A 14,714-nucleotide genomic window follows, 5' to 3' on the forward strand; every position below is an offset into this window, starting at 1 on the left:
AAGCTTGGGTTGTTGCGATCGTTAGCAAAAACCCAAGCCCTACCGTTTAGATCAAAGTTAGCTTATGCGGACTGAAGTTCGCAGTAAGAACGGGGGGTGCTACTTCGCACCTTTGAGGTAAGCGAGCATCGTGTCAGCATCAGACACTTCAAAGGGATCGGCGGGGCAGTTGTCTTCGTAGCCCGGCTCAATGAAGATTTTTTCGATGGTGCAGTCGTTCACCACCATGGAATAACGCCAAGAGCGCAAACCAAAACCAAGGTTAGATTTATCGACGAGCATTCCCATTTTGCGGGTGAATTCGCCGTTGCCATCGGGGAGGAGGAAGACCTTATCGGCCCCCTGGTGTTTGCCCCATTGGAACATCACAAAGGCATCGTTGACGGAAATACACATGATTTCATCCACGCCTTGGCCCTTGATTTCTTCGTAGAGTTCTTCGTAGCGGGGCAGGTGGGTGGAGGAGCAGGTGGGGGTGAAGGCTCCAGGGAGGGAGAAAACGACAACGCGCTTACCGGCAAAGAGTTCTTCGGTGGTGCGATCCTGCCAACGGAAGGGGTTGGGGCCTTCGATGGATTCGTCACGAACACGGGTTTTAAAGACAACGCTGGGGACTTTTTCGATAACTGCCATGGTTTTTGTGGGGTAATAACATTTGCTTGTTTCTAAGAATAGTTCTTAACTAGGATTAATTACAATAAGTATTTATACTTATTTGTGGGGAACGGGGAATAGGCAATAGGGAACAGGGAATGGGAAATGGGGAGTTGATCGGTATGCGATACTCCTGCGGAGACGCTGCGCGATCGCATATCGGCGTGGGGGCGAAAAATTTTTCGCCCCTACAGCATTGGTGGGAAGGTAGAAGTTAAAAGGTAGAAGTTAAAAGGTAAAAGATAAAAGTAAAGAGGCTTACTTTTGCCCGTTCCCTGTTCCCCGTTCCCTGTTCCCTGTTCCCCGTTGCCATGAACACTTCCGATCCCCGCTTTGGCCCGGCTTTGTCCTATTTCCCCCACCTGGCAAGGGTTACAGGGGGGGTGGCGGCGGCGATCTTTGTGGTTCATTGGTTGGAAACGGTGGGGGCGGGGGTTTGGGCCAAGATTGAGCCAGAGGTCATTAGTACCGCCACGGGCCTCACGTCCGCAGAACTCAGTCATGGCTTGGCCCAACTCCATCAGCGGGGGGTCTATCGGGAACGGCAGGGGCCAGATCAGGGCTTTGAGGCTTGCCTAGAGCCGGAATCGCTCCTGGCTCAGGTGGGGGTATTGTCCCAAGCCCCTCAGCCCCCGGCTCCCGTGGGGGATGCTTTTTTTCCCGTGCAACGATCGCCTCGCCCCACTCCCGCCGTGGCCCCAGATTATAAATTTGTTGGCCCTTGGCGGTCTGGGGAGGAGTTGGCGGCCTTTGGGCGGGCCTTGCTGGCCTATTTTGTCGAGCAGGGCGATCGCCATCCTGATCAGCGGAAGTTTTGGGTAATTGATGGCATCACCAAGGGGATTTGGTCGCCCTTTTGGGATGAATTTAGCCAGGGGCAACCCTTGGGATCAAGTCAGAAAGTGCAGCGGGATTGGGAAATTCAGCCCGGCGTGGCCTATCCCGCCTTTGAGGAGGAGCGGGTGCAATACTATGTGCAAAAAGGGGAACCCCTGGAGGCGGCAGTGGCGAGGGCGCGGGCGGATCTGCGCAATCCAGTGTTAGCACAGGATTTGTGGGATGGGTTTTTGCGCAAGTGCGATCGCCTCGCCGATCAAGCCCTTGCAGCCCAAAAACAGGGGGTAGCGGCTCCCTATCTCCCCCCAGCCTTTCGCGATCGCCCCCCCATTACCAAAGATGCCGTCATGGCCAAGCTCAGTCAATTGACCCCATCCCCCCCCTCACCGCCGGAATCTCTCCCCCTACCTTCAGAATCCCCTGATGCGATCCCCCGCTTAGAACTGCTCCAACAGGCATACCGCACCAAATTAGGCCGCAATCTCATCGCCCAACAAATCGCCAAACATCCAGAATGGGGCTATGAGATCATCAACGATCAAATCGTCGATCGCTATCCGTTTTAGGGCAAAAAATTGTAGGGGCGAAATGGGGGCGAAAAATTTTTGTCCCTCCGGCAGGCTTACACCAACACCCCCACGCAGATTTGATCGAGTACCCGACGGCAGAACCCTTAGGCCAAGAGAGATTCCCCTTTCTGCCTTCATCCTTCATCCTTCTGCCTTCATCATTGGGCTGTGCGATCGCGCTTCACCCGATTATGGGCCGCCGTTACGGACATATCCACGGGAAAACCGGCAATGGGAATCACTTGATACTGCCGTTCTGTTTCTAATTTTTTCAATTCCGTATAATCCACCCAATGGATACAGTTCACCGGGCAGGTATCAATGGCTTCGGTAATCAGACTTTCGGGATCGCCATCCTGACGAATCGCCCGCGCTCGGCCATAGTCCGGCTCAATATAGAACGTATTGGGGGCCGTGTGGGCGCAATGTTTGCAGCCAATACAGGTGATTTCATCCACATAGACCCCCTTTTGACGCAACGCTCCCCCCAGTTCCGGCTCAAATCCGGTGCGATCGGGGGCATCCCGAAAGATCCCCCCCAATTCCGGCTCTAATCCATTAGGCTCTAACGTTGCGTCAAAATCCGTCATCGTTATGCACTCCACCGTTGAACGACGAGACGGATCGAACCATCTTGGTTATTCTTTTCTTCCGTCACTTGAAACCCTTGTTTTTCGGTTTCCGCTAACACCGTATGGTAGGCATAGCGTTGGGTGACACGCTGTAAAAACCCATCCACCGAGAGGGGCTGTTGCCAATATTGCAGATCAGCCACCATCTCGTAGGCTTGCCCATTCCAACTAAAACCGATGTCGTAGTGATTCTCCTGCTCCACCACCACATCAGCGGTATGGGTTTGGCCCTCGTAGCCGCGTACTGGGCTGGGGCCATTTTTCCAATCAATCTCGAGGTCGCTGAGGGCAGCTTTCAGGGAGGTTAAATTGCGGATTTGGGTTTTAACAGTGCTGAAATGGGACATGGTTGGCTCACAAGATAAAAGTGGGAAATTGAAAAACAGTGAATGCTAAAAAATTACCACTGGCCCCAATGGGTTTGTTGTGGGGTGACAGTGGTGGCTGATTCCTCGACGGTGGCGTAGTAATCAGCGGTGGTTTCGGTGGCAACCACGCGGCCCAATTGGGCTTCAATGGCGGCTGTCACCTCTTGGCAGGATGCGCCAATAATGCCCGTCACCGTCTCCAAGACGCGACCGTCTGGATAAATGACAAATTCGAGGGTTTCCATGGTCATCGGAAAAGAGTCCTGGACGAGAATGGATGTTCTTCTTCTTTAAAAAAGAAGCCTTTCCCCTTAGGATCTAACGCACCTTGAGGGGTTAGGGGTGTTAATAGTTCGTAAATCTTAACAAAATTTAGGATTAGTGGAGTCAATCACTGCAATTTCCCGTTAGTTTCCCCCAAGGATCGGGTTGGCGTTAAGGGGGCGATCGCCCATCCCTTCGTCTGTCTCGGAGATCCCGGCTCCATGTCGTTATCTGGAATCCGCTGAAATCAGATCGTGGAAAGCGCTGGGGGGTGCAGGGGCGCAGAAATTTAAATTTTAAGTCAACTGCCCCTACGTAGATCAACGATACAACTGGATTGCAGATTATAGCGAACGCTTGTTCTGTAAAAAAATGACTACAATCCTGATCAAAAGTCCCCTTAACCCCTGCGATGGATCATCCCGTTAACCGCGCCCATCTCAACATCCGTGAATCTGCCCTGATCCGCCGGATTCGGGAAGCCTTTGCCGGGGTGAAGTTGGGAAAAGGGATATCACTCAGCATGACGGAATATTACGACTCCTATCAATGCGCCACGGAATATCTGGAAAGGGCCAAGCATGATGAGCGGCAAGATTGGCAACGCATCCCTGATGCCACCCTAGAGGAATTTATGGGGACGTTTTCCTTTACCGATGTGGAGGGGTTTCGGTTTTATTTGCCGGCCTATATGATTTGGACAATTCGCAATCATCGCACCAGCAATTCTGTGATTGGGGATTACACGATTTACGCCCTAGATGTGAATCATCACGTTTTTGCCAAGGTGGGGTTTCTTAATGCCTTCACAGCGGCGCAAATCGCCGCCATCGTTGATTTCCTCGATTACTGCATTGGCCACCGAGGAACCTGTGATGCCCTCGTGGCCCGTCGCAATTTGGAGAAACTCCGTAGACTCTTAGTCTAGCGGGGCTGCATTTTAGTTGCTCAATCCATTTAATACTTTGGATGGGCTAGGGCAAATACGGAGGTATAGCCGTGGAGGAACGATCGCCCCCCCACCGGGCCAATTTCCCCATTGCCAAAAAAGCCCGCCACTGGAATCGGGCCAAACTGCTGTTGAAAACGACGGGAATCTACATGGGATTTCCCATAGAGACCTGCACCCCGGCCCAAACAGGAAAACAGTAATGCTCCAGCAGGGCGAGGATGGGCTGCGGGGTAGGTGTTAAGGTGAAAATCTAAGTCTTCGAGGGAGGCATCAGCATCGCGGAGATGGAATTGTACCTGTTGACCGATGCGCACCCGATCGCCAATGGCGATCGCCCCCGCCTTGGGATCTACGCCAATCAAGTTGCGGATCAAAAAATCCCCCCGATTCCACTGGGTTTTAAACACATCCCGCACCACACCAATAAAGAGGGAATTCTGCGCTAGAACCTGATCCTCTTCATCCAAGCCCTTGATCAACTCCCGCAGCAAGGTGAGGGGGGAATGCCAAGTGCCATCGGGGTCGGAAATCTGAAGGAGGATATTGCGATCGCCCTGCTCCACCCGATAGGCTTCCCCAATCGGACGGCAACCCTGGGCCACAATCGTTTCTAGCTGAATATTGCCACTCAAGGCCACCCCCACCGTTCCCTCCCGCATTAACCCCCAATCCGGGGCCAACTCATCATCAAAAAATAATCCCACGGGCATCCCCGGCAGGCTTCCACTCGCCAAACCTCCCACCTTCACCGCCTCCGGATAGGCAAAATCCAGCCCCTCCAACAAATCGGTAATTTGGGAACTACCGGGATCCGCCAAGACAATAAAACTAGGTTTTGTACTGGGATCAACCCCTAGGGCTTCAATCCAAGCTTGGGGGGGACTGTCGAGATCGGGTAATTGATGCACTGGGAGATAAAAGGGCTGCACCGTCACCCCCGGTAATACTGCCACCGTTAAGCTCAGGGCGGGGGTTTCCTCCACTTCCATCGCCTGGCCATCCCCATCTACCCCAATCACCCCACCCCCCCCACAACCGATTAAACAGCCCATGGGCAAGGCTTCCCGCAGCAGGGGAACCAAGCGGGAATAGTCTGTGGCATAGGCAGAGGAGATGAAGATGATCCCCAAGTCAGGAGTTCTTGATAGAGCACCTTGTAATTGGGCCACCACCTCGGCGATCGCCCCCTCCAGGGAGGGACGAGTCGAAAAGGCATTCAACCATTGGAAGGAGTCACTCATGGATTTGCTCAAGAACCTGAAAACAGGCAATAGACCGGAGATAACAGCGATCATGACATCCCCTCATAGTAGGGGGGCCAAAACAAAAAAGTCAAAACCTCGCCCCAAGGGATCAGCCGCAGCAGCGAAATTTAACTATTAAGGAAACTGATCGACCCACTCGCCAACGGGGAGAGATTCGCTAAGATGATCAACAAAGCCAGTTGTAGGTAAGCGTTAATCTCATCTATAAAAATGTCCATCCACCGCGTTTGGTGATGGACGTTCTCAATCCGAGTAAGATTAGCGGTGATATTAATCTCAGAGGACTCATGAGCAACATTCAAGAAAAAATTGACCAAGAACGGGAGCAAGCCCGGGCCATGTGCAGCACCGAAGGCGCAACTTCCGCAGAATGCGCCGCCGCTTGGGACGCGGTGGAAGAACTGCAAGCGGAAGCAGCCCACAAGCGCGAGACCAAAGAAAAAAACTCCCTCGAACAATACTGTGATGCCAACCCCGACGCGGCAGAATGCCGCATCTATGACGACTAAACGAAACGCGCTTTAATGCCGCAACAGCGGGGCCCTAAGCCTCGCTGTTCTTGTTTGGGGATCAACAGCCCCTACAATGGTTGGGGCTGTTGAGATGAATTTATTGTTAAGGATCAACCATGGATGAGCAGGTTTGGTTTCAGCCCTGGGTGTGGCTGGATTATAAGTTAGCGGTGTTATTCACTGTGGCGATCCCCTTGGTGCTGTTGATCTGGGCCTTGTTTCGCAAACAAGCCACGCTCACCCAATTGCTGATTATCTATTGGCGGGTGGCCAGTCTTTTGGGGATCACCGTTTATCTGCTGATTGCGGCTTGGCCGGTGGGTTATCTCACCGGGTTTCTCGCCCGGATCTTGATCCCGCTTTCCCTTTGGTTTTGGGCGGATATTAATGAAGAAATTGAAGACCAACCCCCAGGGGCGTTTAAACTCGCCCTCACCAGTTGGCGATGGGCGGTGTCGGTCTACTGTGGTATAGGCACGTTGGTCACGATTCCCTTTCTTTCCTGTGCCTTTTCCGGTGCGGCATTGCGCACCCCCTTTTGTCGGGTTTGGCTCGAAGCCCCCTTTCTTTATCGGGAATGGTTCCACCGCAACACATCCCCCGGTTTTCTCGGCTTTTTGGGGGCGGTGGGTTTAACGGTGTATCTCCTTTACTTTGCGGCGTTTATGATCACCCGGTTAGGGAAACGGGGCCGCTCGGCCATTGAGCAATAGGGACGGGGCAGATCGCGTTAAGATAAGTGAACGTTAAGCTTGTAGGCGATCGCCCCATCATGACCCACGTTCCCACCCATCGGATTCGTAATTTTTCGATCATTGCCCACATCGACCATGGTAAATCCACCCTGGCCGATCGCCTCTTGCAAGCTACCGGCACGGTCGAAAGCCGCAAAATGAAAGAGCAGTTCCTCGACAACATGGATTTAGAGCGGGAACGGGGGATTACGATTAAGCTCCAGGCTGCCCGGATGAACTACACCGCCGAAGATGGGGAAGAATACGTCCTCAACCTGATTGACACGCCGGGCCATGTGGATTTTTCCTATGAGGTGTCGCGATCGCTCATTGCCTGCGAAGGGGCGCTCTTGGTGGTGGATGCTTCCCAAGGGGTGGAAGCCCAAACCCTGGCCAATGTTTATCTGGCCATGGAAAGCAACCTGGAAATTATCCCGGTGTTGAATAAAATCGATCTACCAGGGGCAGAGCCGGAGCGCGTCCTCGAAGAAGTGGAGGAAGTGGTGGGCATCGATTGCAGTAGCGCGATCCTCGCTTCTGCGAAACAGGGGATCGGCATTGATGAAATTTTAGAATCCATTGTCCACCTCGTTCCCCCCCCAGCGGATACAGTCAACGAACCGCTGCGGGCCTTAATTTTTGATAGTTATTATGATCCCTATCGCGGCGTAATTATCTATTTCCGGGTCATGGATGGCACGGTAAAGAAGGGCGATCGCATCCGCCTGATGGCTTCGGGGAAAGAATTCGATATTGATGAATTGGGTGTACTGTCCCCCACCCAAATCCCCGTCGATGACCTCCACGCCGGGGAAGTGGGCTATATTTCCGCCGCGATCAAAGCCGTCGCCGATGCCCGCGTGGGCGATACGATCACCCTCGCCACCGCCCCCGCCGCCGAACCCCTCCCCGGCTACGCCGAAGCCAAATCCATGGTTTTCTGCGGCCTCTTTCCCATCGATTCCGACCAATACGAAGATCTCCGCGAAGCCCTCGAACGCCTCCGCCTCAACGATGCCGCCCTGGCCTACGAGCCGGAAACCTCCAGTGCCATGGGGTTTGGCTTCCGTTGCGGCTTTTTGGGATTGCTCCACATGGAAATTGTCCAAGAGCGGTTAGAGCGGGAATACAACCTGGATCTAATCACCACCGCCCCCTCGGTGGTCTATCGAATCACGACGATCAAGGGGGAGGTGATGGAAATTGAGAACCCCAGCACGCTCCCTGATCCGCAAGTGCGGGAAAAAATCGAAGAACCCTATATTCATCTGGAAATTATCACCCCAGAGGAATATGTGGGAACGCTGATGGATCTTTGCCAAACCCGGCGGGGTGAATTTAAAGATATGCGCTACTTCACCAGTAAGCGCACCACCTTGCTCTATGAAATCCCCCTCGCGGAAGTGGTGACGGACTTTTTTGATCAATTGAAGTCGCGATCGCGGGGCTATGCGAGCATGGAATACCATGTCATCGGCTATCGGGTCAATCATTTAGTGCGGTTGGATATTCTTGTCAATGGTGATCCAGTGGATTCCTTAGCGATGATTGTCCACCGCGATAAAGCCTACAATGTGGGCCGCTCGTTGGTGGAAAAACTGAAGGAATTAATCCCCCGCCATCAGTTTAAAATTCCCCTTCAGGCTGCTATTGGTTCTAAGGTGATTGCCAGTGAACATATTCCTGCCCTGCGTAAAGATGTGTTAGCGAAATGCTACGGCGGCGATATTTCCCGCAAGAAAAAGCTCTTGCAAAAACAAGCCAAAGGGAAAAAGCGGATGAAATCCATCGGTACAGTGGATGTTCCCCAAGAGGCTTTTATGGCAGTTCTGCGCATCGACAACGGCTAAACAAAACCCCGCAAAATTACACCAAAAACCTTGTAGGGTGGGCAATTCCCACCCCACGAATTTATTCACTTGTAGGGGCGAAAAATCTTTCGCCCCTCCCCACTTTGTTAATCTTTGTCTTGTTCACCCCTTAAAACCTTAAAGGGCGGATTATCGCTTTCCCAGCGGCGAATCAACGCATAAATTTGTGTTTGACAAAAATATGAACTTTCATAGGCAAGCCGCAACTCACGCTCCAGAGCATCGGCTTCAACTTTCTTGGCTTCCATTGAACCAATTGCTTTCTGTAAGCCAAGAGATAAAATTTCAACCAAATGATGCCCACAACAAACTTGCCAAGGATCATGGCTTTCATCTCTTTGTTCTTGGATTCGTTTTTGCAAATCTTCGTTTTTCAGTGTAAATGCTTGGGATTTATTTTTGATGTGTTGAATTAGTTCACTTTCATCAAGTGTTAGTGTTTTTTTATCAATGAATTTGCCAAATTCAAGATTATTAAAGGTCAAGTTTAATTCATCTAGTTTAGAAATCCAGAGCAGATAGCCAATGGGCATTCCAGCATCAAGGAGTGCTGTTCTGATATCTCGAAATTTAGCAATTTTTTCCTCTGAACCCAACTCAGCGATCACCTTATCAAGAGCCAACGATTGGAGCAACATTGTTTCTAAGTCATGGGTATCTGTCCGCACTAAGTTGGGGATATTGGGTACAGAGGATTCGAGATGATCAAAATCTGCATCAACAATTGCTAAGACTCCTTGGAACTGTTGTTTTTCTAAAATACTCAAAACACTAATGCTCTTGAGTTTGCTCGATGGTTTTCCTGAAATAACGATTACATTACAACAATCTTTTTTAACAAATCGTTCATAAAAAACTTTGTCTGTGCTACCCTCAACCAAAAGAAATACACCAGCAAATGTACTTCGCTTCATCCGAATTGCATTGGCTTCACGGTCAGCGGTCAGATTTTCTCTCATACTTCAGGGCCTTTCAGTTCTACGGTCAAATCCCAGCGGTCTTGAATAATATCTGGAGAATGGGTAGCCATCAAAACATTTAAATCAGCAAGTTCTGTAATTTCTTTTAGATCTTGTAAAAATTGGGATTGCCATCCCACATGAAGGGATAGTTCAGGTTCATCAATCAATACAAGAGAATTGGGTTTAACCTTGAACAGTAATTCATAAAGTAGCACTAACTCATGTTGTTCACCCGATGATAAATCAGTGGGAGATATAGTTTTTGGGTTTGAGGAAACTTGGTGATTTGTGCTAAACACAAACCCTGTTTCTTTGTTAAGATTCATTACTTTAAAAGAATAGGAAAATTTCTTATTAATAATCCTCCTTAGCAACTCAATTTTGCGAAAAACCTCTTCAAAAACACCGAGTTTTTTTTCTACATCCTCAATGTAAACTGATAAAATATTTTGAGTAGTTTCATCAATAGATCCAGGCTGAATTTGAAAATCTGAATTTTCTGCTTGATCTAATAAACCCACCTGAATTAATCGTGAACGTTTCTCTTCAAGCTCAATTAATTGATTACGAAGCTGTTCTTCAGTGATACTGTGAGAAGGTTTTTGCTGAACAACTCTTGCTGGAAATGTTCGATCTAAAGATTGAGAGGTTGTTCCGTATTCAGTTAGTTTAGCTTGAATCAGTTCTGCGATTTCTTCAGAATAAGCAGAAACAGTTGACAACGGCGTTTTTTTATTGTCTGATCTTGAAGATTGCCTGGAAGCCAAGTTGAGCAAGCGTTGGGATTCAATCAAGCGAAGATTGACATCCTGTTTGATGTATTCTAACCATTCAGGTTCTTCTGGTGATCTACTTAATATTGGGACAGAAGAATCATAGTATTCTACCCATCCAGATTTTTCTAAAGACAAGTAATAAGCACTATCAATGTAAGTTCTAGAATTATGGATTTCGTCAATATTACTTTGAAAATAATTGTTGTTAATAGTTTGAAAAAGAACATTATCTTCAATTTGATCAACGTTAAAGGAATTAGAAGCTTTGCTATCTCCTGATTTATAAAAATCAAAATCGATGATTTCTTTTTCGTTTTTCCTGATGGAATCTGATTTTTTTAAAACTTCAATAGCATCACCATTATCAAAATCAATACGAAATTTACTAAAAGGAATTGTTTTGAATAGTGAATATTGAGAATTGAAGAAGGCATTTAGCATTCTGAGGATTGCTGTTTTGCCGAATCCATTCGGGCCATGGATGATCGTAATTCTTTCATCCAGGTTTAACGCAATGACATGATCAAAAATGCCAAACAGTCCCTCGACAGATATTTTTTGAATTTTTATCATTTTCCTCCGAGAAACTTCATCCCCTTGGGGGTGAGCTTGACCGTTTTTGAATCCACAGATCTAGACTGCTTAACATTAACGATCATTTTCACCCACTTTAACAGAATCAGCAACGTAGCCCCACTTAAACCGGGGTTTTGCGGCGGGGTTGGGGGCGGGTGAGGCGGCGGAGTTGGTGGAGTTGGGCCTCTAACGTGGCGAGATCGGGGGTTTGGTCGCCGTAGCGCCATTGACCATAGGCGGCGGTGATGGCATCGACGATCGCCATCGTTGCCAGATCATAGTGCGATGGGTGCGCTATCGCGGATCGCAATCCATCCGCATATTCTTGGGGGGTTTGGTAGCGATGCTTGCGGATTTTAATCGCCCGCCGTTCCCCGACCATGGTCAGCATCCACACCATTTGCCGATAGATCCGCTCCATGGGGGGCAACCGTCGCCAACGGTAGACCATCACCCAACCCCGGAGCCGTTGCCACCCTAACCAGGCCAATAAACCACAGGCGATCGCCCCACTGGTTCCCAACAGAAAACCGATGGCACTGCCGGAGATAAACGCCCAAAACCGCTCAATGGCTTGACCCAGGAAAGTAGCGATCGCCCCCCATACCATCGCAAAAGCCGCCGTCACCGGAGAAGGCAACCACCCCGCCACCCAATCCCAAAACTGCCGCAACACCCCAAAGGCTTCATAATCCTCCACCGACACAGGGTAAAGATCATGGCCCGGCATCGGGTCGAAACTATACCAACCATGTTGGGGAAAATAAACCTCTGTGAGCACAAAAGCATCGGTATTGCGCACCAAATAAAAACCCGTGAAGGGGTTAAACTGCCCAGAGCCAAAACCGGCTGTTAATCGTGCCGGAATCCCCAGAGAGCGCAACATCATGGTTAGCACCGTCGAAAAATGGTCAGGATAGCCCCCCCCATTGCGCAAAAATGCCCGTACCACATCATCCCCCGGAAAAATGGGGTAGTCTGTGGCAATTACATAGCGCTGCTTTAATTCCTGGGCAAGGAAGAGGGCGATTTCGTAGGGGTTACGACGAGGATTGGGGGTGCTGGCTAACATTGCCTCCGCCTCAGCCCGCAGGAATTTTGCTAAATCTGGGTCAATTTCTAAATAATATTTGGCAATGGCAGCGCGGTAATCCGTGCCAGCCTTGCCAAGGGCGGTGCGATCGCGATCAGGTACGTTGGAAATGACCGTATAGGTGAGATCCGCCGCCAAAGGAATGGGGGCCCGCATACTCCCTTCCGGATCAAGGGCAATTTCTGGCGTGGGGAAATAGAGGGTACTGGGGTGAGATAAAGCCGGGATCAGGTTCGGCATCGGGGCCGTAATCGTGAAGGTTTGGATTACTTGCCGGGAGATCATTGGGGGATCGGGGGGAGTCACATAGAAGCGGTAAGACCAAGCGGGGCGGTTGATCGTCGTTAACTGTTCATCACGGGAAATTTCCCACCCTTCCCCCGTGTAATGGTCAAAGGAGAGGACGCGCCAAAACCCCGGAGCTTGCGATCGCACCCGCATCAGCACCTTGGGTTCTTGTTCTTTTACACCGCTACTATTCTGCAACTGATTAATTTCACGGTTAAACCCATAGTAAATCATCGCTTCCCCTGCCTCAGCCTCGCCGTTTTCGCCCCCAGAGGCATCGGTTTCCCCTTGGCCCGGATTGATGATGCCCCGATTGCCGTCCCCAAATCGCTCATACTCAAAAGCTTCAGAGGTGGAAACGGGAAGGGTTTGCAGTTGGTAGCCAGGGAAGCGGGGCATGAGGGCGAAAACCACCAAGCCGAGGATTAGGGTGATCCCAAAAAACAGGCCCAATTGAGGTAAACGTAGGGGCAGGAGGGGCGATCGCTCCTGACTGGCTGGAGTACGGCGGCGATCCACGGGGGCAAACCCCAAGCGCGAGCGATAATCGAGGCACAAAATCGGCAACGCCACCGCCAAAAAGACAATCACAAAGGGGCCAAAGGCCAGGGTTTCATTTAACGTCCCCGCCACCCCCAAAAGGATCAAGCCAATCACCATCGAATAGCCCAAATCCTGACGACGGGGTAAATCGAAACTATGCAGCACCTGCAATTGAATCAGCAATTCGGCTAAAACCAGGCGAGTGTCGTTGATGTTGGCGAGTAAATTACCGAAAAAATAAGCCAGAGCCGCCAACATCCCGATCGCAATCAAAAACTTAGCGGTAATGTTGCGATGTTTGCGCCGCTGCCAACTCCAGAACGTGCCGACAAAACTGAAGGGAATCGCCCAAACACTCATCTGGGTTGAGGCCCCCACATCGGTGGCCATAATGCCGATCACCACCAAAACCTGCACCCAAATCCGCAGGGCGATCGATTCCTCCGTCACCGGCAGGGGGGTATTGGCGAGGCGAGTCCAGAGGGAGGAGAGGAAGGGAAGACGCTTTAAAGGGGGATGGTTCATAGGGGCTGGGGGAGGATCGCTCTGTTGTTAGGGTAGCGGGTTTGCAGAGGTGTTGCTACGGGGAACCCGGTTGGTGATTATCCCCTCACGGGGGGGCGATCGCTTTCCAGAAAAACCGTTTTCCCTCCCTCATCCTGGGGGATTGTAACCGTAGCATCCATTAAACTAGGATCAATCCCTCTTCAGCCGGCTATGAATGCCTATACCCTCGACCTCCACAACATTCTTGAAATTAGCGACAGGCAATTTTACGACCTCTGTCGCCAGAACCCCGATGTCAAATTTGAACGCAACGCCACAGGAGATTTAATCATCATGGCCCCTACTGGTGGCGAAACGGGTAATCGTAATATTGAACTTGCAGCGGAATTTGTCCTCTGGAACCGTCGTATCCAATTGGGCTATCTGTTTGATTCCTCCACGGGCTTTCGTCTACCGGGTGGTGGCTATCGCTCCCCCGATTTAGCCTGGATTGCGGGCGATCGCTGGCTTGCCCTGAGTCCTGAACAACGGGAAAAATTCCCCCCCATTGCTCCGGATTTTGTCCTGGAATTGCGATCGCCTAGCGATTCCCTCACCGATCTGCAAACCAAAATGGCCGAATACATCACCAGCGGCGTACAACTGGCTTGGTTGATTGATCGCGCCCAGCGCACCGTCACCATCTACCGCCCCAACCTCCCCCCCGAAGTCCTACCACAACCCGCAAGCTTAGAAGGTGAGCCAGTGTTACCGGGTTTTCAATTAGATCTCAGCTTTGTGTGGTGAAGGATTAATCCCGCTTAGGACGAATTTCCAGTTCAGAACGCCCACGGAAGAAGCAAACATCAAACTCAAAGAAGAAATTTGCCTGCCCTAAAATCAAAGGCACTTTTGGTGCTTGTGTCCAAGCAAATGCAAGATTAATAGTGGGAAAAGAACTAACCTAAGCCTTAACAACAACGGCACGAGCTTCAAATTGAGCCAAGTTTCCTGACAATAAAACGGAGAGAAGTTCGTTCTCCCAAATTAAGCCCAATTGTAAACCTAGTTCATGGGGCAAAACATTAACGCTTGCCCCTGTATCCAATAAACCTTCAGTGTTCACAGATTAGCCATTCAGGCTGAGTGTCAAAGGCAAGTATAGCATTCGATCAACTATGCCAAGGCCACCGTCAATAATTTTGTAGAAGGTATCTGTAAAGAAAAGATTAAACAGCAAGACGTTTGAGCATTAAAGATGTCATGGCTTGATAAACAAAACACTCACTCATTTGGGGAAGACGCTCATAGTCTTTACTTAAACGGCGATAC

14 protein-coding genes and 2 pseudogenes are annotated in these 14,714 nt (G+C 50.3%); 6 read left to right on the forward strand and 10 right to left on the reverse strand.

Going from position 1 to position 14,714, the window contains the following annotated elements:
* Positions 1-99 precede the first annotated feature (99 nt).
* On the reverse strand, positions 100-633 hold the full coding sequence (locus VB712_RS06315; protein WP_323253259.1) for a peroxiredoxin: 534 nt from the start codon (positions 631-633) through the stop codon (positions 100-102).
* A 332-nt stretch (positions 634-965) separates the two neighbouring features.
* Between VB712_RS06315 and VB712_RS06320 the strand changes: the two genes are divergently transcribed.
* Positions 966-2,057 carry a hypothetical protein gene (locus tag VB712_RS06320; RefSeq protein ID WP_323253261.1) on the forward strand — a complete coding sequence of 364 codons (1,092 nt, stop codon included), beginning with the start codon at positions 966-968 and terminating at the stop codon, positions 2,055-2,057.
* Between the two features lie 161 nt (positions 2,058-2,218).
* Here VB712_RS06320 and VB712_RS06325 read toward each other — a convergent pair whose 3' ends face one another.
* Genes VB712_RS06325 through VB712_RS06335 form a run of 3 tightly spaced genes read right to left on the reverse strand, consistent with a single transcriptional unit; the run spans position 2,219 to position 3,311 of the window.
* Positions 2,219-2,650, reverse strand: a complete 432-nt coding sequence (locus VB712_RS06325; RefSeq protein WP_323253263.1) for a ferredoxin — start codon at positions 2,648-2,650, stop codon at positions 2,219-2,221.
* Between the two features lie 2 nt (positions 2,651-2,652).
* A complete protein-coding gene (locus VB712_RS06330; protein WP_323253264.1) occupies positions 2,653-3,039 on the reverse strand; it encodes a DUF1257 domain-containing protein in 387 nt (128 codons plus the stop codon).
* Between the two features lie 53 nt (positions 3,040-3,092).
* Positions 3,093-3,311: a DUF2997 domain-containing protein gene (locus tag VB712_RS06335; protein ID WP_416236273.1), complete on the reverse strand. Its 219-nt coding sequence runs from the start codon at positions 3,309-3,311 to the stop codon at positions 3,093-3,095.
* Between the two features lie 425 nt (positions 3,312-3,736).
* On the opposite strand from VB712_RS06335, the gene VB712_RS06340 reads away from it, so the two are divergent.
* A complete protein-coding gene (locus VB712_RS06340; protein WP_323253268.1) occupies positions 3,737-4,252 on the forward strand; it encodes a DUF6714 family protein in 516 nt (171 codons plus the stop codon).
* 29 nt (positions 4,253-4,281) lie between these two features.
* On the opposite strand, the gene VB712_RS06345 is transcribed toward VB712_RS06340, so the two are convergent.
* Positions 4,282-5,517 (reverse strand): FIST signal transduction protein, encoded by a 1,236-nt coding sequence (locus tag VB712_RS06345; RefSeq protein ID WP_323253270.1) that lies wholly within the window; start codon positions 5,515-5,517, stop codon positions 4,282-4,284.
* 311 nt (positions 5,518-5,828) lie between these two features.
* Between VB712_RS06345 and VB712_RS06350 the strand changes: the two genes are divergently transcribed.
* From VB712_RS06350 to lepA, 3 genes are all read left to right on the forward strand, one after another.
* On the forward strand, positions 5,829-6,050 hold the full coding sequence (locus tag VB712_RS06350; protein ID WP_323253272.1) for a Calvin cycle protein CP12: 222 nt from the start codon (positions 5,829-5,831) through the stop codon (positions 6,048-6,050).
* 119 nt (positions 6,051-6,169) lie between these two features.
* Positions 6,170-6,766, forward strand: coding sequence for a DUF3177 family protein (locus VB712_RS06355; RefSeq protein WP_323253274.1), 597 nt, complete (start codon positions 6,170-6,172; stop codon positions 6,764-6,766).
* A 59-nt stretch (positions 6,767-6,825) separates the two neighbouring features.
* The gene (lepA, locus tag VB712_RS06360; RefSeq protein ID WP_416236275.1) at positions 6,826-8,637 is read left to right on the forward strand and encodes a translation elongation factor 4; all 1,812 of its coding nucleotides are present in this window, start codon (positions 6,826-6,828) and stop codon (positions 8,635-8,637) included.
* Between the two features lie 107 nt (positions 8,638-8,744).
* Here the strand turns inward: lepA and VB712_RS06365 are convergent, their stop codons facing one another.
* The 3 genes from VB712_RS06365 to VB712_RS06375 all read right to left on the reverse strand — a co-directional run bounded on the left by VB712_RS06365 (position 8,745) and on the right by VB712_RS06375 (position 13,421).
* Complete coding sequence (locus VB712_RS06365; protein ID WP_323253277.1) at positions 8,745-9,617, reverse strand: DUF4435 domain-containing protein; 873 nt, start codon at positions 9,615-9,617, stop codon at positions 8,745-8,747.
* The gene (locus VB712_RS06370) at positions 9,614-10,966 is read right to left on the reverse strand and encodes an AAA family ATPase (protein ID WP_416236276.1); all 1,353 of its coding nucleotides are present in this window, start codon (positions 10,964-10,966) and stop codon (positions 9,614-9,616) included. Before VB712_RS06370 ends, VB712_RS06365 begins: the two co-directional genes overlap by 4 nt.
* 127 nt (positions 10,967-11,093) lie before the next feature.
* Positions 11,094-13,421: a DUF3488 and DUF4129 domain-containing transglutaminase family protein gene (locus tag VB712_RS06375; protein ID WP_323253281.1), complete on the reverse strand. Its 2,328-nt coding sequence runs from the start codon at positions 13,419-13,421 to the stop codon at positions 11,094-11,096.
* A gap of 192 nt (positions 13,422-13,613) precedes the next feature.
* Here VB712_RS06375 and VB712_RS06380 point away from each other — a divergent pair, with 192 nt between their 5' ends.
* Positions 13,614-14,189: a Uma2 family endonuclease gene (locus VB712_RS06380; protein ID WP_323253282.1), complete on the forward strand. Its 576-nt coding sequence runs from the start codon at positions 13,614-13,616 to the stop codon at positions 14,187-14,189.
* Between the two features lie 4 nt (positions 14,190-14,193).
* Here VB712_RS06380 and VB712_RS20405 read toward each other — a convergent pair.
* Positions 14,194-14,508 (reverse strand): annotated as a pseudogene (locus VB712_RS20405) (hypothetical protein).
* A gap of 103 nt (positions 14,509-14,611) precedes the next feature.
* Positions 14,612-14,714, reverse strand: a pseudogene (locus tag VB712_RS06385) (IS5/IS1182 family transposase); the annotation flags it as partial.

It is taken from the genome of Spirulina sp. CCNP1310, assembly GCF_034932185.1.
Taxonomy (GTDB): Bacteria; Cyanobacteriota; Cyanobacteriia; order Cyanobacteriales; family Spirulinaceae; genus Spirulina.